Annotated in this window: 13 protein-coding genes; 10 read left to right on the plus strand and 3 right to left on the minus strand. The window is 46.7% G+C overall.

Annotated features, from left to right (window positions below; all coding sequences use genetic code 11):
- Positions 1-207: 207 nt before the first annotated feature.
- The 3 genes from tamL to LN893_RS13950 all read right to left on the minus strand — a co-directional run bounded on the left by tamL (position 208) and on the right by LN893_RS13950 (position 9780).
- Positions 208-2586: a translocation and assembly module lipoprotein TamL gene (tamL, locus tag LN893_RS13940; protein WP_229971055.1), complete on the minus strand. Its 2379-nt coding sequence runs from the start codon at positions 2584-2586 to the stop codon at positions 208-210.
- Positions 2587-2589: 3 nt separating this feature from the next.
- Complete coding sequence (locus LN893_RS13945; protein WP_229971057.1) at positions 2590-7602, minus strand: translocation/assembly module TamB domain-containing protein; 5013 nt, start codon at positions 7600-7602, stop codon at positions 2590-2592.
- Positions 7603-8136: 534 nt separating this feature from the next.
- Positions 8137-9780, minus strand: coding sequence for a M28 family peptidase (locus tag LN893_RS13950; protein WP_229971059.1), 1644 nt, complete (start codon positions 9778-9780; stop codon positions 8137-8139).
- A gap of 309 nt (positions 9781-10089) precedes the next feature.
- Here LN893_RS13950 and paaE point away from each other — a divergent pair, with 309 nt between their 5' ends.
- From paaE to LN893_RS14000, 10 genes are all read left to right on the plus strand, one after another.
- Positions 10090-11166, plus strand: coding sequence for a 1,2-phenylacetyl-CoA epoxidase subunit PaaE (paaE, locus tag LN893_RS13955; protein WP_229971061.1), 1077 nt, complete (start codon positions 10090-10092; stop codon positions 11164-11166).
- A 47-nt stretch (positions 11167-11213) separates the two neighbouring features.
- Positions 11214-12161, plus strand: coding sequence for a 1,2-phenylacetyl-CoA epoxidase subunit PaaA (gene paaA, locus LN893_RS13960; protein WP_229971063.1), 948 nt, complete (start codon positions 11214-11216; stop codon positions 12159-12161).
- A gap of 365 nt (positions 12162-12526) precedes the next feature.
- Complete coding sequence (gene paaB / locus LN893_RS13965; protein ID WP_229971065.1) at positions 12527-12814, plus strand: 1,2-phenylacetyl-CoA epoxidase subunit PaaB; 288 nt, start codon at positions 12527-12529, stop codon at positions 12812-12814.
- A 3-nt stretch (positions 12815-12817) separates the two neighbouring features.
- The gene (gene paaC / locus LN893_RS13970) at positions 12818-13648 is read left to right on the plus strand and encodes a 1,2-phenylacetyl-CoA epoxidase subunit PaaC (protein WP_229971068.1); all 831 of its coding nucleotides are present in this window, start codon (positions 12818-12820) and stop codon (positions 13646-13648) included.
- Entirely contained in the window at positions 13642-14145 is a 504-nt protein-coding gene (gene paaD / locus LN893_RS13975; protein WP_229971071.1) for a 1,2-phenylacetyl-CoA epoxidase subunit PaaD, read from the plus strand. Before paaC ends, paaD begins: the two co-directional genes overlap by 7 nt.
- A gap of 3 nt (positions 14146-14148) precedes the next feature.
- Positions 14149-14934 carry an enoyl-CoA hydratase-related protein gene (locus LN893_RS13980; protein WP_229971073.1) on the plus strand — a complete coding sequence of 262 codons (786 nt, stop codon included), beginning with the start codon at positions 14149-14151 and terminating at the stop codon, positions 14932-14934.
- Positions 14931-16091, plus strand: a complete 1161-nt coding sequence (locus LN893_RS13985) for a 3-hydroxyacyl-CoA dehydrogenase NAD-binding domain-containing protein (RefSeq protein ID WP_229971075.1) — start codon at positions 14931-14933, stop codon at positions 16089-16091. The genes LN893_RS13980 and LN893_RS13985 overlap by 4 nt, the downstream gene beginning before the upstream one ends.
- A complete protein-coding gene (gene paaI / locus LN893_RS13990) occupies positions 16088-16516 on the plus strand; it encodes a hydroxyphenylacetyl-CoA thioesterase PaaI (RefSeq protein ID WP_229971077.1) in 429 nt (142 codons plus the stop codon). The genes LN893_RS13985 and paaI overlap by 4 nt, the downstream gene beginning before the upstream one ends.
- Positions 16517-16800: 284 nt before the next feature.
- Positions 16801-18006 carry a 3-oxoadipyl-CoA thiolase gene (gene pcaF, locus LN893_RS13995; protein ID WP_229971079.1) on the plus strand — a complete coding sequence of 402 codons (1206 nt, stop codon included), beginning with the start codon at positions 16801-16803 and terminating at the stop codon, positions 18004-18006.
- Positions 18007-18008: 2 nt separating this feature from the next.
- On the plus strand, positions 18009-18653 hold a 645-nt coding region (locus LN893_RS14000), incomplete at its 3' end, for an acyltransferase (protein ID WP_229971081.1).

The raw sequence follows: 18653 nt of genomic DNA on the forward strand, positions 1-18653 counted from the left end.
GACGCAAATGGTTTGCCTGAATTACCTAGTAAGCATGTTTTTCAGAATCGGCATAAAGATTTAGCTAGATGTACAGATAGAGCTAAGTTCTATAGAGAAAACCAAGACCGCCTTATACTAATGCGCCGTTACAATACCTGAATAAGTTATTAAAGGTGCTTTAACGGCGATTGGATTATGTATCCTGCTGAGGTTTTAGGAGAAGACTTAGAACGGATACCCGATGGCGATGTTTAGCACCATGCTGTTCTCTCCAGTGAAACTTCCACTGAAGTCGCTGATTACATTACGCTGGCCCTGAGGAAGTGAAGGAACTCGAACAGGTATACCTACATCGAAACGAAGTACAAAGAACTCAACATCAACGCGTAAACCAAAGCCAGTACCCACAGCCAGTTCATTTATAAAGTTTTTGGAATTGAACACGCCGCCCTCACGTAAAGGAGTACCATCTTCATCGTACTCCTGCCTAAAGGTCCAGATGTTACCTGCATCTACAAACACAGCTCCTTTAAAGAACCCTGCAATCGGAAAGCGGTACTCTAAATTGCCTACTAAACGTATATCACCCGTCTGGTCGAAGAAAGAAAACAGTGTCGAGTCTGCCACCTGGTAAGTGCCAGGGCCAACACTACGGGCACGGAAAGCTCTTATACTGTTAGGGCCTCCAACTGAAAACTGCTTTACATAAGGTAGAGTGGTGGAGTTGCCGTAAGCATAGCCTGCCCCTGTTACGAGGCGCGTCACTAATTGGCTTTCTTCACCTATGTTAAGATAGTGCCTAAAATCGTTGTCGAGCAGTACGTATTGCGAAAACCTACTTCCTGCAATAGTGCGAGGTTCTTCGGGAGTAGGTGAAGGGAAGCCTGTAGCTGACTGTATGCCATTCAGCAGATTTCCAGATAAGTCGAGTATAACCCTATCGAAGAACTGGTGTGTTCTGTCCTCATACACTTGTGTGCTGTAGGTGAGTTGGTAAATAGAGCCAATGATAAACTGATTTTCGAAGCTGCGCCGCAAGAATGGATTCCGGTTTAAATATTGATCAAACTCAGGTGTTGTATTAGATAGCCGAACATACTGCAGGTTTATCGGTGTAGCATCTATTGTTAGCGTTCGGGTCGGGCGATAGTTATAGCCGTACGTAGCACTATAAGAGTTCATATGGAAAAAGCCAACTCGATTCAACAAGCTAAATCCAGCTCCTATTCTGGTTTGTGGCGCAAACTCTGTTCTTAAGTTACGAAGCCGAAATGGAGACATGATGCGTGGGATATTCAAGGAGGCTCTAGCGCTTATTTCATAAGAAGCCAGATTCTGGTTTCCTGTTTGTTCTACACCTTCTGGGGTGTTTCCTGTCCCGCGGCCGCCAACATAAGACTCAAAAGTGCCTGTAAGCTCCAAGTTTAACAGTTCAGAGCCTTTAAATGCATTCTTGTTTTGGAAGGATATGTTTATGCCTGGCCCAGCGAAGCCGTTTGATTTATTTACCATTTGTGCCTCAGCCCTTAGAGACTTCTTCATGGCTGGTGTCAGGTAAATGAAAGAATCTAGTTTGTTGTTGTTTAGCGTATCTACCTCATACTCTATGTTCACAAATTTATAAGCAGAAAAAGCTGATAGCCTTCTTGTTGTTAAAAGATGCTCTTCGCGTGTATAGAGGCTGTCATGCTCCAGAAAAATACCTCTAAGCAAGTGTTTTGCCTTCACATAATTCTCGTTCGGGATGTAATGATAGCCTCTAAAGTTGATGGTGTCGTTTGTAGACAAGGTATCGCCGGTAGAGTAGTTTGCAAAGATAAAAATATCGTCTAGGGTATAAGGCTGAAGTGACTTAGCTGTGGCTGTGTTTTTTACACGTAGCAGTACGTCTACCTGCCTGTCGCCAACCGTAGTGTCTGCACTAAAAATAAGAAGCTCAGGGCTGAAAAAGTAGAAGCCTTTATTTTTAAGGGCTGCATCTATACGCGCGCGCTCGGCCGTCATGGTTTCCAAGTCGTAAGGGTCCCCAGGCTGTAACAGCGATTCATTTTTAGTTTGCTTTATATCTCGATGAACAGGCAGAGAGTCATTTAATACATATTCTATTTTTCTTAAGCGATATGGCTCACCTACGTTGGCAGTCCAGTTTACAGTAGCTTTTTTGTTTTCTATGGTTGCGGTGCTACCGACGGTATTGTTAAAATAGCCTCGGTTGTGCAGGCGGCTACTCATTATATCGCTGACGGTGCCTGTATCCAGTTCTGAGAAAAGAACAGGAGGCTCTCCCAATTTTGTCATGATCCAGTGCTTTACGCCTTTTTCCTTCTCTGTGTAAAAAGCATTGTATATTGCCAGCTTTGGGCGCATGCCTATTATAGACACGTTTGGTTTAGGGCGTACCGTCTGGCTAAGTTCGCCCTCTAGCTCAGAGGAGCGGTTGCTGCTATCTTTTTCTCCTTTTACTTTTACATCATAACCCCAAAAAAGAGCTTCTCCCTCGGGTACTACCTTGGTAACGCTGCAGCCTGAAGTAAAAAGGAGTGTTAGCAGTAGCGATAGAACATATTTGCCTTTAGATGTAATCAAAGGTTTTATAGCTGACATAGATTATTGTTGTGTACTCTCTTCTTTAAGTTCGTTCTCTTCTTTTATCGCCTGTTGCTTTTGGCGGTACTTTCTGGATTCTTCCTGTTTGCGTTGCTCTTCTCTGCGCTGTACTTCTTCTATGCTTCGGAAAAGGTCTGCAAAGTCATTGTACTCCCTTACATAAATGAGAGAAACACCTGTTGAACGTACGTCGCCTCCCTCTAATACGCCTTCGTACTGGTTACGCTGAAAACCTCGAACACGTAATCTGCCATCTTCAGTAAGAGAATATTCAACAGAAATATCGCCACCAAAGCCGCTCATACTTTGATTTGATCTGTTGCCGCCTTCCAATCCGATGTCAGTACCTACTCGCACTGTAAGTCTGTCATTCAAGAACTGCTGGCGTAGTGCCACATTCAGATCGGTACGACCCTGGGCAGATCCTGAAGAATGATCTTGGTAAGAATCTACTCCAAGCTCAAGACCTAAGCCACCAGCGTAGCGACTCGTGAGGTTGTTTAGCTGATCAGACAACACCCCGCTCAGACTGTTGCGAGCTGAAGCTTCTAATCCTCCGCCAGAGCTTGCGAGTGGGTCTGGTGCCAGAAAACGATTAAGTACCAAGAGGGCAAATACCTGCTTATTCAATTCTGATTCATCTTGCCGCAAGTTGCCCAGGCTTGTTAGTACCTGTTCTGGAACTTCACCTTGCTCTTCTTCTGCCAGCTGAATGTCAAAGCCAATGTTTGGAGTTAGCAAATCGTCTGTTACATTTACCAGTACCTGGAACTCAACCTGGTTCTGTAAAGCGGGGTTTTGTGTGCCTGCTATCTGAGAAGCTACTAATTCCTGTGGAGCTGTCCTAACACTATAAATAGCCGTAATGTCCATCGTAGCCTGTAGCGGATCGCCTGACCAACTGATGTAGCTGCCTTCAGCTATGTCGAGTTCTCTGGAAGCCAGGTCATAAAAGTCCATGCTGTAGCGGCCTTCTGTAATGGTATACCTGCCATTCATGTTAATTTCACCGCTTGGCCTCATGCCTATGTATAAAGGATCTGCGGTTCCTCTTACCACCAGGTTATCACCCGTAGTAGGGTCTATCACAATAGTTATAGGAGTGGCATCCGTTACATTGATTTGTGCTTCTATATCAGCTCCAACAAAGCCTGTTACCTCGACAGAGTCCTGCTCCCCAGGTTTGCTGATAATTTGAGTCATATCGGGGCTGAGGTTTACAAATTCTACAATTCCTTCCCTTTCAGCGGCGCCAGTTCCATCTGCAGGAATCACGGTTGTAAAGTTGGAGCCATCCAAAACAGTTATTTCTACCTGCACAACTGGCTGTGCCATATCACCTGTAATAGCGGCCTCAGCATTCATCCATACTGTTCCGTAGAATAGGTCGCTGTCCTGAGCGGTAGAGTTCATAGCTAAGAACCTGTCGGTTGTGGCAGTAAGATCGAACTGATAGTCTGTATAGTCCTGTGTCGACACGATTCCATTTACTTCCAAGTCATTTCCTAGTGAGTCTGTTATTGTAAAATTCGGAAAACGGATGCCTTGTTCATCAAATACTAGGCGCTCATCCTGCAAACGGTATAGGGAGTTGAGCATACTTATATTAAACTGTGCCTGATTAAAGTTAAGCTGGCCAGTTATGTTAGGGTCATCCAGGGTGCCTGTGATACGCATGTTGCCATTGGCAGTACCGTCCATGTCTTTCACCATGCCTTGCGTAAAACCTTCGAGGGCGGCTAGGTTTAGGCTGTTTATGTTGGCATTAAAGTTTAGCAGGCTGGCATTCGGTTGCGCTTCATAAAAACCTGTTATCGTCATCTGGTTTCTATTTCCTGTTAAGGCTGCCTCAATATTGTAGCGGTTTTCAGTGGAACTGCTAGCTTCAAGCGCAATGTTGCCAACTGGTATACCCATATAAGCAAGCTCAGATACATTAAGGTCTGAAGTAAAGGCTAAAGTGCCCTGCATTAAGTTTCGAACTGTTGCCTCGCCATTTATAGTACCTACTATCATGCTATCCTGCTGCTGAAACGATTCCATGATATAGCCGATCTCAAAGTTGTTGAAGCCAACTTGCAGCGGCGCATTAGCCGTCATTTCGCCCACACTATTAAGGGAAAGCGAGGAGTTGCCACGCGACAGCACTATGTTATTTGCATATAGTAGATCTGCACCAAATTGCAAGAAGTTGTCCTGCGGCACCGACCAATCCTGACTGTTGATGACTAACTGATCGGGGTTGAAAGAAAAACGATAGCCCCTGCCAATGCTGTTCAGCACACCGCCTATCACAAACTGATCTTGTGCGGCGGCACTGTCTGTAATGGCAAGTCGAACGGACATCTCGTCATCACGAGCGGCACCGCTTACTGTTACGTTCTGAATATTTAGCGATGGCGAGTTAAGCTCACGCAGTGCCATGGTATAGCCAAGTTCCTGCTCGTTTCCTCTCACTGTCAAATCCAGATCTTCCAAAATAAAGTCTGTATATTCTACTAGATTAAGGTGCCCGTCCACCCTAAACTGCTGCGTTTGGCTGTTGAACTCTCCTGTAATAGGTTCAGAAGGTTGTAAACGCTCTAGTCCTGGTACAAAGGACGTTATCAGGTTTGTTCTCTTAATGTTCACCACAAATGAGAAGTCATCCAGCGAAATTTCGGCAGGGTAGGGGGGATCTGGCTGTAAATCGAAGTATGACGAAAAATACTTTTGCATTGCTGTCGGAAGCGTCTCCAGGCTGTTGCCAAAGTGCATTTCGGCTGCTGCAATATTAGAGTTAAGGTTTATGTCTGCTCCATCACCTTGCTGATCTATAGTTAATTGTAATGAGTCAACAGGGTAGTCGGTCTGTTTGTGCTGTATAAGGAGGTTGTTGGCGTCTAAACGTCCGCTTATAGAACTGGCATCAGCTCCCGTAAAATCACCCGTCAGCTGCCCGCGCACACTTAGTTCATCAGGGTATAGGTTCAAGGCCTGGAGGTCCAGGCTTTCTATGTCGGCTGTAAAGGCATAAGATGGTTGTTCGCTGTTCCGCAGATTAAAATCACCGTCTAGGGTAAAGTTCAGGTTTTCGTCATCGGCTGAGGCTTGGACTTGGTAAAGGTTCTGGTTGATGGTAGCGTTTAGGTTGATGCCATTGTAAGTATAGTTGTTGTAATCCAGGCGCTGCACCTGAGCCTCTATGTTGGCCCTCATGGTTTCTGGTGTAAGGCCGGTTCCCCTGGCTCTCGCTTCAAGGGCTATCTCACCCACTCCCAGGCTGTCTGGAAGCATCTGCCCCAGGTCAAATCCACCAGAACGTACAGTTGCTGTAAAACTCTCGTTTGCGCCCATGTCCACTACAGCAGCTACGTTACCAAACGATGTGCGCAAATCTGCATTTGCATCGAAAGCAGTAAGGCTGCCCCTGTAGTTACCAGTGAGGCTCATCTGAGCTGGTAGTTGTATATCGGGCGGTATAGTGCCTGGCGGAGAAAGAGCCTTTATGTCGGTGCGAGTGGTGGAAAAGCGGTTTATATCCAGGTTCATGTACAGGTTGTCTGGGTCCATGGCATTACGCACGTTTCCGCTAACAGCTACATCAGTTCCTGTCAGGCCAGCTAGCCTAAAGCTTTCGATAGAAAGATTGTCCATTGGTCCTCTAACCTCGCCGCTAAGCCTTAACGTGGAGTTGGCAACATTTCTGAAAGAAGGATTGTCGAGCAGGAAAGGGGCGAAGTACTGCACATCGCGCATCCCGATATAGCTATTTTCGATATCTATGTTCAGTGCCACGAGTTCAGGATTCTCAGCTACGGCATCCAGAGAAGGATAACTCACGGCTAACTGGTTTTGTAAACGGCTATTACCTGTTTTCAAGTCAAGGTTTGCCAGGCTTGCGCTGGTAGAGTCGAGGCTGATGGCAGCTTGAAAGTTCTCAACTCTAAAGCCGCTCTGCTCTGTTAGCTTTAGCTGATTCAAATTCAGACCCATGCGGTTCTGACTATAAAGTATATCTTCAGCCTTGAAAACTATATTGCGGAACAGCATGTGGTTGTAATCCATGCCTCTTTTCTGGCGTCCTTCATTAAAGTTGTCGAACTTTACCTGTAATCCTGTTACATCTATCTCCCCAAGGTTCACCACCCAATCCACGGGTTGTCCTTGTGTGTTTTCAACCGACTCATCCAGTTCCTTTACCGTCCTCTCTGGGTTCACAGATAAAGAGTCTGGGCTTTTGTTGTTGTTCTGGGAGTATACCAGGGCTGTATTGTGCAGGTCGAAACTCCTTAAATCAATCTTTGCTTCATTGAGGTTTATATTATCTGATACTAGTTCAGATTTGCCTAATGCCAGTTCTATACTTTGATCCGATACCTGGCTAAAATAACTTAAGTCTATATTTTCGAGCATTACCCTGTTAATGCCAAAGTCAACTTCCAGCGGCTCTGACTCCTCTTCAGTATCAGGAGGCAATTTTGTTTGTACATAGTTCACGCCTGTGTTGCGCAATTCTACCTCGTCAACCATATAGCGCTGGGCATCCAGGTCCAGTGCTTCCATAGTGGTTACAAACTGTCCGATCCTTGTGGTTATCCAATTGCCTCCAAGCTCATCTTTGAAATTAACATACACATTATCAATTTGTATAGTGCCTACATTGAAAGTAAAACCTCCAGTTGTGTCGGCGGGTTGAGCGGCGGCTGTATCTGTTGCAAAAGCCTCTGTTATAAAGTCGTAGTTAGTAGAGCTGTCTGGCCTGATGTGGAGCTTGAGCGTTGCGTTTTGGAGGTGTGCATTGCTGACATTCACTTCGCTGCTCAGTAAGGCAAAGATGCCAATATCAACACCAAGGCGTTCGCTATACCAGAGCGTATCCTGTTGCTGGTCCTCCACATACACGTCTTCCAGCACAAGGGCATTGCGCCAGTCTGTGGTAAAGCGTCCAATTTCCACCCGCGTGTCAAGGGTATCAGATAAGTAAGATGCTCCTTTCTGGGCCAGGAAATTCTGAACCTGTGGGAACTGCAAGGCTATAATTATAAGTAGGATTAAGCCGACTATAAAAATTAACAGCCAGAGAAGCCCTTTAAGAAAGACACGACCGATATGTTTAGCTGAAGCGATAGGATTATATATTTAAGTTTACTGATAGCCTTTACGGGAAAATTTAAACAAGGATAGAAGCAAAGCAAAAATAAGAAACTCTCAGTTTACCCTCTTTCCCAGCTGTTAAGCAAAAAAAGAACAGAATTCTGACAATATTGTTTATCCAGATAACCGTATAATTGTTACAATTATAATATAGAAAAGAACAGTGCAATTATTTTATTGAATGCGTTCGCCTTTCTTTCATCACTTTTAGAGGATATATCAACTGAATGTTATTGCACAAAATGTATGGATTGGCTTTCAAGATAATTTTTCTGCCTTAAGCAACTCTTTCAAAAAGGCTTGTAAATATGTGCTAAAAGGGGTTTTTAGCGGGTACTGTAGCCTAAAAAGCAAAATGCCAGTTCAACATGTTGAACTGGCATTTTGCTTTTTAGAATATAAACTGAACTATCAGTTTTGGAAACGTTCTCCAAAGAAGTCGCCTGGGTTCCATGTCGGGCGCTCAGCGTTCTGAGCCACCTGATAGCCTATCAGGAAGTTTAGCTGCACGTACTTTTTTCCTGCATCAAAGTCGAAGGTGCCATCTATCTGGTCCTGGGGCTTGTGATAATAAATAGCACGCCATTTTTCTACCTGCTCATTTAGGTTGTTTTTACCATCGGCTGTCTTGTTCCCATACTTTATGTGAAGTGACGGAATTCCCTGAATTACAAAGCTATATTGGTCGCTTCGGACAAAACGGTTTTGGTTTGGCTCTGGGTCGGGTTCCACTTCAATGCCTAAGTAATTTCCTGCTGCTTCCACCTGCTTTGCAAGCGAAGAATGGTCAGCTCCTAAAGCAGTTGCAGACAGCAGCGGGGCAATAATGGTAGGCATGTCTGTATTGATGTTAGCCACTATATTTTGCTTTGGAACAGTAGGGTTGCTGGCAAAATAAGCAGACCCCAACAATCCCATTTCCTCTGCCGTGACCATTACTATGAGTACAGAACGCTTCGGTTTCTCTTTCAAATTAGAATATATTTTAGCAATCTCTAATAAGCTGGCAACACCAGAGGCGTTGTCGTGGGCGCCGTTGTAAATCGAATCACCGTTCACAGGTCTGCCAATCCCTACGTGGTCAAGGTGCGCACTATGCACTACATACTGGTTCTTCAGCAGCTCATCTGAGCCTTCTATTTTGCCTACTACATTGAAGCTTTGGATATCTTCAAACGAAGAAGTATAGTTTACCTTTACCGTATGGTTTAGCGCTGCTGATACTGTGACGCCTTCTCTCATAGATGTTAGTGCAACAACGGGGTCTACATCAGCTTGTGATAAGAGACTTGCGAAGGTGTTGTAATTGATGGAAGCCAGTAGCTTTATATCCTCGGAAACATACGTTCTGGAGGCAGCCACACTACCATTCGGAGCTATCACACTGTTTATGCCGCCTCTCAGGTTCGGAAGGCGCATGCTTGGGCTTATATTCCCCATCATCACTCCTACAGCGCCATGGTCTGCGGCGGTTTTTAATATAGTTAACAGATCAGTGCTGTTCGATGCAACCGTGTTCGGAAATTTTGTTGGGGCTCCTCTCACAATCACTACAATCTTCCCTTTTGCGTCTATGTTGGCATAATCATCATAACCTAGCTCAGGCGAGCTAATACCAAAACCCGCAAATACTAAAGGAGCTTCTACAGTTATTTGCTCTTCTTTTGGGTTAGGATAAATTACAAAGTCCTGTTCGTGTGCCAGGTTGGTAGCCTTTCCATCTTTATCTAAACTAGTGATAGAAGCCGCTGCTCCTGGTGTAGCTTTTCTGATGGTAAGGTGTTGCAGATAAGTGTTATCTTCTCCAGCTGGTTTCACGCCGAGCGCTTGGAATTGGTCTATTACATAATCTGCCGCCATTCGAAAACCTTCCGTTCCTGGCTTTCGGCCCATTAGCTTGTCATCCGCTAGGTAGCGAATATGGGCTTCTATGGCTTTGGGCTTCACCTTCTGCATTGCCTTTGCCACAGGCTTTTTCACCTTTAGTTCCTGTGCAGAAGCTTGTAGGGTTATAAAGGAGAGACTCAAGTAAAAGAGCAGCTTAAACTTCTTCATGTTTTGTTTTTATTGATCGATAGCATCAAAGGTAACCATAAATGCTAAGACGGATAAGTGGCTTTCGCTTTAGTTGATTTTCCAATTCCTTGGTTTTATAAATTCAGGGTTACCCAAATGCACTTATAACGAAACTTAAAAATAGCATCTTAGGTAAGTAATTTTACTACCTAACGTTTGTTAGGAAGTAAAAAAATCTTAACTTGAGTAGAGACGTTTTTAAGGGAGCCTGAGGTTTATATTTTCAAGGAAAGACCAGAGCTAAATTAGCAGCATCAGCATAAAAATATAAAGAGCAAAGGAACATTCATGAGCAGATTCCACAAAGTCCGCATCAAGTCCATCAAAAAAGAAACACCTGACTGCGTAACCGTAGCGCTGGATGTGCCGTCGGAACTGCAGGATACCTTTCGCTATACACAAGGGCAGTACCTTACTTTCAGGCGCGACTTTGATGGTGAGAAATTGCGACGATCGTACTCTATCTGCTCTAGTCCCTTAGAAGGTGAATGGAAGGTCGCCATTAAGAAAGTGCCTGAGGGGCGTTTCTCTGGTTATGCCAATGAAGGGCTGCAGGTGGGAGAGGAACTGGAGGTGATGCCGCCCATGGGGCGCTTCTATACAGATCTTGATCCTGCCAACGAGAAACTTTACGTGGCATTTGCCGCAGGCAGTGGCATTACGCCAATCCTCTCTATCGTGAAAACCATTCTGCTGACAGAGCCTAAGAGCCAGATATATCTGATCTATGGGAACCGTGGTCGTAACTCCATTATTTTTAAAGAAGAAATAGAAGGGCTAAAGAACAAGCACATGGATCGCCTGAGCGTGTACCACATCCTGAGCCGTGAGCAAGGCGACACAGAACTACTTTTTGGGCGTATAAATAAAGAGAAGACAAAACTTTTCCTGGATAACATTATTGCACCAGCGCAGATCGACGAGTGCTTTATCTGCGGACCTGAGGAAATGATTTTCGGTGTGAAGGATGTTATGCAGGAAGCTGGCGTGGATGCTAATAAAATTCATTTCGAGCTTTTTGCTACTGGAGATAAGGGACAGCAATCGCAGCAAAAGAAGAAAATCTCAAATGGCGCAGCTGACAAGCAGAGCCACGTAACGGTGAAACTAGATGGAAATGTGCTGCAGATGGAGATGTCGTACTATGGGCGAACCATTTTGGAAGCGGCAACTGAGCTAGGCGCTGACCTGCCTTATTCCTGCAAAGGCGGCGTGTGCAGTACCTGCCGTGCCAGGGTTGTGGAGGGAGAGGTAGAAATGGATGTGAATTATTCACTGGAGCCTGAAGAGGTACAAGCAGGTTACATTCTCACCTGCCAGTCGCGCCCGCTGACAGAGAAGGTGGTGGTTGACTTTGACCAGTAAATTGCTTAGCTTTAAATGCTAACGAACGTTAGTTTAAATATATTGCTATGGAAGAAGTACAAGTAAACCTGGAGGAGCAGTTTGAGGAGAAGGTTGCCCAGGATGTAAGAATAGAACCGAAGGATTGGATGCCTGAGGCCTACCGCAAAACACTTATCCGACAGATTTCACAGCACGCACACTCCGAAATTGTTGGCATGCTGCCCGAAGGCAACTGGATTACGCGCGCCCCATCGCTAAAGCGAAAGGCTATACTTTTATCAAAGGTGCAGGACGAGGCGGGGCATGGGCTGTACTTATACAGTGCCGCCGAAACCCTCGGTGCTTCACGCGACCAGATGATAGCCGACCTGCACTCGGGCAAAGCGAAGTATTCCAGTATCTTCAACTATCCTACGCTTTCCTGGGCTGATATTGGAGCCATTGGTTGGCTGGTGGATGGGGCTGCCATTATGAACCAAGTACCACTTTGCCGTACTTCTTACGGGCCTTATGCCCGTGCCATGGTGCGGGTGTGCAAGGAGGAGAGCTTTCACCAGCGCCAAGGCTTCGAGATTATGATGACTTTGTGTAACGGTGCAACTGAGCAGAAGGAGATGGCACAGGAAGCTTTTAACCGCTGGTGGTGGCCTACCCTGATGATGTTCGGACCGAAGGATGAAGAATCACCGAATACAGAACAATCCATGCGCTGGCGCATCAAGCGCTTCACCAACGATGAACTGCGCCAACGCTTTGTAGATATGATGGTGCCGCAGGCAGAGTATTTAGGTTTGAAAGTACCTGATAAAGACCTGAAGTGGAACGAGGAGAAAAACGGCTACGACTTCGGCCCAATAGATTGGAACGAATTCTGGAATGTTGTAAAGGGCAACGGCCCCTGTAACAAACAGCGCATCCAAACTCGAGTGAAAGCGCACGAAGAAGGAGCCTGGGTGAGAGAGGCCGCCCTGGCACACGCCGAGAAAAGGGCAGCAAGAGGGAAAGCGGCGTAGAACAGACAAATGACTGTTTGACAAAAGACTGTTTGACAAAAGACAAAAAAACAGGTAGTCATGAAGTGTGTTACTAAGCTTTGTCAGCTATGAATCAATGTTCTTCTCAAGGTGCAGAAATGTCGATTTTTTGTTTGAGCGTTCAGCGAGTTTGGAGCGTCTTGATTCTTTTGCACTCCCCTCCTTTTTTCAAGGAGGGGTGCCGCAGGCGGGGTGGTTAAACTCTTTATTGATGGCCCCTACCCCCATCAAGGAGAAAAATAAGGCCCAGCCGGCGAAGCGAAAAGCCAGCAGAAAGAGATGTAGTTTCAAGTTGAGCAAATATGAACTATAAGTTACGATCAGTTTAAACTGAAACATAAACTATGACACAAAAAGAATGGCCACTATGGGAAGTTTTTATCCGAAGCAAACAGGGCCTCGACCATAAACACGTAGGCAGCCTGCACGCAGCCGATGCCGAAATGGCAATCCAAAATGCGCGCGATGTGTATACCCGCCGTATGGAAGGAGTGAGCATTTGGGTGGTGGAGTCGAAGCATGTACACGCCTCTAACCCCGACGATGCCGAGGCCTTTTACGACCCGGCAAACGACAAAGTGTACCGCCACCCTACTTTTTACGAGGTGCCTGCGGAAATCAAAAATATGTAAGCCATGCCTGAACACGGACATAAGACACCACACCTGCAGGAGCATTTACTGAACATTCCTGTTCCTGACTATGCGCCCGAACTCCGCCAGCTGGTTTTCGACTATACCTTGCAGCTGGCAGATACGAGTCTTATACTGGGGCATCGGCTATCGGAGTGGTGTGGGCACGGGCCTATACTGGAGCAGGACTTAGCCATGGCCAACATTGCGTTGGACCTGATCGGGGAAACCCGAAGCCTGTACCAGTATGCTGCTACTTTAGAAGGAAAGGGCAGAACGGAAGATGACCTGGCATACTTGCGCAGTGCGGTGGAGTATAAGAATCCGCTGCTGGTAGAGCAACCTAACGGCGACTTTGGAGACACCGTGATGCGGCAGTTTCTTTTCGACGGTTTTCATTATTTTCTACTGAAAGCGTTGAAGCATAGTTCCGACCAGGGATTGTCAGCCATTGCGGCGAAGTCATTTAAAGAGGCCAGTTACCATATCAAGTGGAGTTCGGAATGGGTTATTCGCCTGGGCGATGGTACCGAAGAAAGTAAGCACAGAATGGAAAAAGCAGTAGGCAACCTTTGGATGTATAGCGGTGAGTTGTTTATGATGACCGACACCGAAAAGCAGCTGTTAGAAGCAGGTATACTGCCTGATTATACTTCTATCAAACAGCAATGGGATGAGCATGTAGCGAAAGTGTTCTCTGAAGCAACCTTAGAAGTTCCGCAGCAGGTGTACATGCAGCAAGGCGGTAAGATGGGCAAACATTCAGAGCACTTAGGGTACATCCTTACTGAACTACAATACCTGCAGCGCACATATCCTGGCTTGGAATGGTAAAAACAAAGGCAACAGACATAGAGAAAGTTTGGGAGTACCTGGAGGAGGTAACCGATCCTGAGATACCCGTACTGAGCGTGGTAGACTTGGGCGTGGTGCGCGACGTGCAGATAGAAGGGGAGCAGGTGCAGGTTACGATTACCCCAACATACTCAGGTTGCCCTGCCATGAATACAATTGCCACCGATATAAAGCTCAAGCTACTTTCTGAGGGTTTCGCAAAAGTAAGTATAGATTTGAAGCTCAGCCCCGCCTGGACCACCAATTGGCTCTCAGAGGCAGGAAAAGCAAAACTGGAAGCTTATGGCATAGCGCCACCTGTTGAACCCGAAGGCGATATCCATGCGCTTTTCGGCAGGAATACTACCGTACGCTGCCCACTCTGCCAATCAGAAAACACAAGGCTTATCAGTCAGTTTGGCTCTACTGCCTGCAAAGCCTTTTATCAATGCAATGAATGCCTGGAGCCCTTCGACTACTTTAAATGCCTGAAATAAAACATGAACGAAACAAACCCCATCAAATTTTCTATTGAAGCAGGCGTGGCTACCATCACCCTGAATCGACCTGAGGTATACAACAGCTTTAACGCAGCCATGGCCCTAAGCCTGCAGGAGCAGCTGCGCCAATGCAACGAAAACCCTGAGGTGCGGGCGGTGCTGCTGACAGGGGCTGGAAAAGCCTTTTGCGCTGGGCAGGATCTGGCCGAAGCCGCTGGTCCGCAAAGTATGGAAATCTCCGATATTGTGGTGAAACACTATAACCCGATCATTTTGCTGTTGCGTTCGTTGGAGAAGCCTGTGGTAGCCGCTGTTAATGGCGTTGCCGCTGGCGCTGGCGCCAACATTGCATTAGCCTGCGATATTGTGGTAGCCAAAGAATCAGCTTCTTTTATTCAAGCGTTCAGCAAAATCGGCCTTATACCTGACAGTGCAGGCACTTTTTTCTTGCCGCGCCTGATAGGCATGCAGCGGGCCAGCGCTTTGATGATGACAGGCGACAAAGTGAGTGCGAAGGAGGCTGTGGAAATGGGGATGATCTACAAAGCTTTTGCCGATGATGCGTTTGAAGCTGAAGTACAAAGTTTGGTGCAGAAGCTGGCACAAATGCCTACCAAAGGTCTAGCGTATACAAAACAATTGCTTAACTGCACCTATCAATTCAACCTGGAGGAGCAGCTTACGAACGAAGCAATCTTCCAGCACAAGGCAGGCCAAACTTCCGATTTTAAGGAAGGCGTGCAAGCCTTTATCGAGAAGCGTAAACCAAACTTTACGGGCCAATGATTGTAGGGATTATAGGAAGCGGCGCTATGGGGTCGGGTATAGCCCATGTGGTGGCAACAGCTGGCCACCAGGTATACCTGCTCGATAAAAACAGCAAAGCTTTGGAGCGTGCAAGCCAAACTATAAAAGGTGGATTAGATAAATTAACAGCCAAAGGGAAAATTTCCGAAGCCAGGGCTAATGAAATATACTCCCAGATTAAGTTAACTGAGTCGCATCAGGACTTCGGAGCGTGTGAATTAGTGTTGGAAGCTGTTGTAGAAGACCTGGAAACAAAACAAAACATTTTTAAAGAGGTCGAAATGATTGTGCAGGAGAAGTGTATTCTGGCAACGAACACGTCTTCACTCTCGATCACTTCCATAGCTGCTGCTTGTAATAAACCAGAACGTTTTATCGGCATCCACTTCTTTAATCCTGCGCCTGTAATGCAACTGGTAGAGGTGATTCCTGCTGTGCAGACGAGGGCGGGGCTGGCGGAAGATATAAAACAACTGGTGCAGCAGTGGGGGAAACTTCCTGTGGTTGCCAAAGACACCCCAGGCTTTATTGTGAACCGTGTGGCGCGGCCATTTTACGGTGAGGCCATCCGCATATTGGAAGAAGGTATAGCCGATGTCTCTACCATCGACTGGGCTATGACCGAGTTGGGCGGCTTCCGCATGGGTCCCTTCACGCTCATGGACTTCATCGGCCATGATGTAAACTATAGAGTAACCGAAACTGTGTTCGCCTCCTTTTTCTACGACCCCAGGTACAAACCCTCGTTCACGCAGAAGCGACTATTTGAGGCAGGCTACTATGGGCGTAAGTCGGGCCGTGGGTTTTATAGTTACCAGGAGGGGGCAGCGCAGCCAGAATCGAATCGTGATGAAGCATTGGGCAAGTATATTTTGAATCGTATTTTGGCGATGCTGATCAACGAGGCAGCCGATGCGCTGGCGCTGAACATTGCTTCAAAAGAAGATCTGGAAACCGCCATGACCAAAGGCGTAAACTACCCGGAAGGTTTACTGGCCTGGGCCGATGATTGGGGGCTGGAAAAGGTGCTGGAAACGCTGGACGGACTGTACGAGGAATACCACGAAGACCGCTACCGCGCCAGTGTACTTCTCCGTAAGATGGTAAAAGTAAACAAAGCCTTTTTTTCAGCATGAAGGAACAAGATAAAACGATAAGCAAGGCCGATGAGGTGCTGCAGCGCATGCTGGCAAAAGATGCCTTCAGCAAGTGGCTTGGTTTAGAGGTAGACGAAATAGGAGAGGGTTTTTGCCGTCTGCACTTTCAGGTGCGGGAAGATATGCTGAACGGCTTCGGTACACTGCACGGTGGTGTTACCTATGCCGCCGCCGACAGCGCCTTTGCCTTCGCTTGTAACAGCCACGGTCGCCTTAGCGTCGCCCTCAGCACTAGCATGGATTATCTGGAAGCGGGTAAAATAGGAGATGTACTGACAGTAGAGGCAAAGGAGGAAGGTCTGAAAAACAAAATTGGTGTATACCAGATCCGCATCACAAACCAAGAAGGTCTGCTGCTGGCGCTGTTCAAAGGCACCTCCTACAGAACGAGTAAAGAAGTATAGAAAGGTTGATTTCTCTCTTTGGGTTTTATCTTGTAGGGACAAACAAAACAGCAAATTATGCCGCAAGTTTAGCGATAGCATAACTTGTGGTTGCACATGAGGCCAGTCTGTAACTGGCGTAGACATGTAGAATTTAATTCCGTCATGCAAGTTGAAAGCTTGCCTCATGAAAGTTCCAAGTTGAAAACTTGAAGCATTGTATAGAGGTTGATTTCGACCCTACATGATTATCATCGGAGGGACAAGGGGAATGCTTTACACTCCTAAGAAACTTTAAAACATACATGAAAGAAGCATATATCATTGATGGCATCCGCACCCCGATAGGCAATTTCGGTGGCACTTTATCAACTATAAGACCAGACGATATGGCTGCGCTGGTGATAAAAGAACTGATGAAGCGTAACCCTTCTGTTGACGGTGCTGAGATTGCAGACGTGATTTTAGGTTGTGCCAACCAGGCAGGTGAAGATAATCGGAACGTGGCGCGCATGGCACTATTGCTGGCGGGGCTGCCATTCTCTGTACCTGGCGAAACTATAAACCGCCTCTGCGCTTCGGGACTTTCAGCTGCCGTGGCAGCCAGCAGGGCCATTCAATGCGGCGACGGTGATTTATTTATAGCGGGTGGCGTAGAGAATATGACACGCGCGCCTTGGGTGATCTCCAAAGCAAGTACGCCTTTCGGCAGAGATGCCCAGATGTTCGACTCCAGCTTCGGGTGGCGGTTTGTGAATCCGAAAATGGAGGAGCTCTTCGGTACTGACGGTATGGGCCAAACAGCCGAAAACCTGGCTCAGCGCGACAACATTAGCAGAGAAGATCAGGACCAATTTGCGTTATGGTCGCAGCAGAAAGCGGCGGCAGCACAGCAGCAGGGACGTTTTGAGGAAGAAATTATACCTGTAGAAATCCTGCAGCGCAGAAGCGATCCCATTCAGTTTGACAAAGACGAGTTCATCAAACCTGCCACCACCATAGAGGCTTTATCTAGACTTCGCCCTGCCTTCCGCAAAAACGGAACCGTAACGGCTGGCAATGCATCAGGTTTAAATGATGGTGCTGCGGCTCTTTTATTAGCTTCCGAAGCAGGTATAAAAAAACATAACCTAACTCCAAAAGCACGAATGGTAGCCATGGGAGTAGCAGGCGTAGAGCCGCGCTACATGGGCATGGGGCCTGTCCCAGCTTCTCAAAATGCCTTAAAAAAAGCAGGTATAACCATAAACGATATCGATGTGATTGAATTAAACGAGGCCTTTGCTTCGCAGTCGCTGGCTTGTATTCGAGGATTAGGATTGGAAGATAAGGACCCGCGCATTAATCCGAACGGCGGCGCTATTGCCTTAGGGCACCCGCTGGGCATGAGCGGAGCCAGAATACTTAAAACGGCTGCCATTGAGCTGCACAAACAGAACAAGCGCTATGCCTTAGTTACTATGTGTGTGGGGGTAGGGCAAGGCTATGCCGTGGTGATAGAAAAAGTATAACTATGATTTACGAGTTCAACGGCTATAGACCAGTTGTGCACGAGTTCGCTTTTGTGCATCCGCAGGCGACGGTAACGGGCAACGTGATCATCGGGAAAAATGTGTATATCGGGCCAGGGGCAGCGGTGCGTGGCGATTGGGGCGAAATCATTATAGAAGATAATTGCAATGTGCAGGAGAACTGCACCATCCATATGTTTCCAGGCGTTACGGTGCGACTGAAGGAGATGGCACATATCGGACACGGAGCCATTATACATGGTGCCACCATCGGCAGAAATGTGCTTGTAGGGATGAACGCCGTGATTATGGATCGGGTGGAGATCGGCGACGAAAGTATAGTGGGGGCTTTAAGCTTTATCAAGGCAGATGAGAAGATTCCGCCAAGAAGTTTAGTCGTAGGCAATCCGCACAAGATCATTAAACAGGTAAGTGATGAAATGATCGGCTGGAAGACCGAAGGCACGAAAATTTATATGAGATTGCCAGCGGATCTGCATGCCACCCTGAAGCCTTACGAGCCTTTGCGCGAGGTGCCAGCGGATAGGCAGAAGCAGGAGGATAAGTATAAGACGTGGAATGAGACGAAAGGGGGACCTCCCCCTTCCCCCAATGCCGTCAACTTAAGGTTCTTAGTTCGTATAAAC

The organism is Pontibacter harenae, from assembly GCF_020907245.1.
Taxonomy (GTDB): Bacteria; Bacteroidota; Bacteroidia; order Cytophagales; family Hymenobacteraceae; genus Pontibacter; species Pontibacter harenae.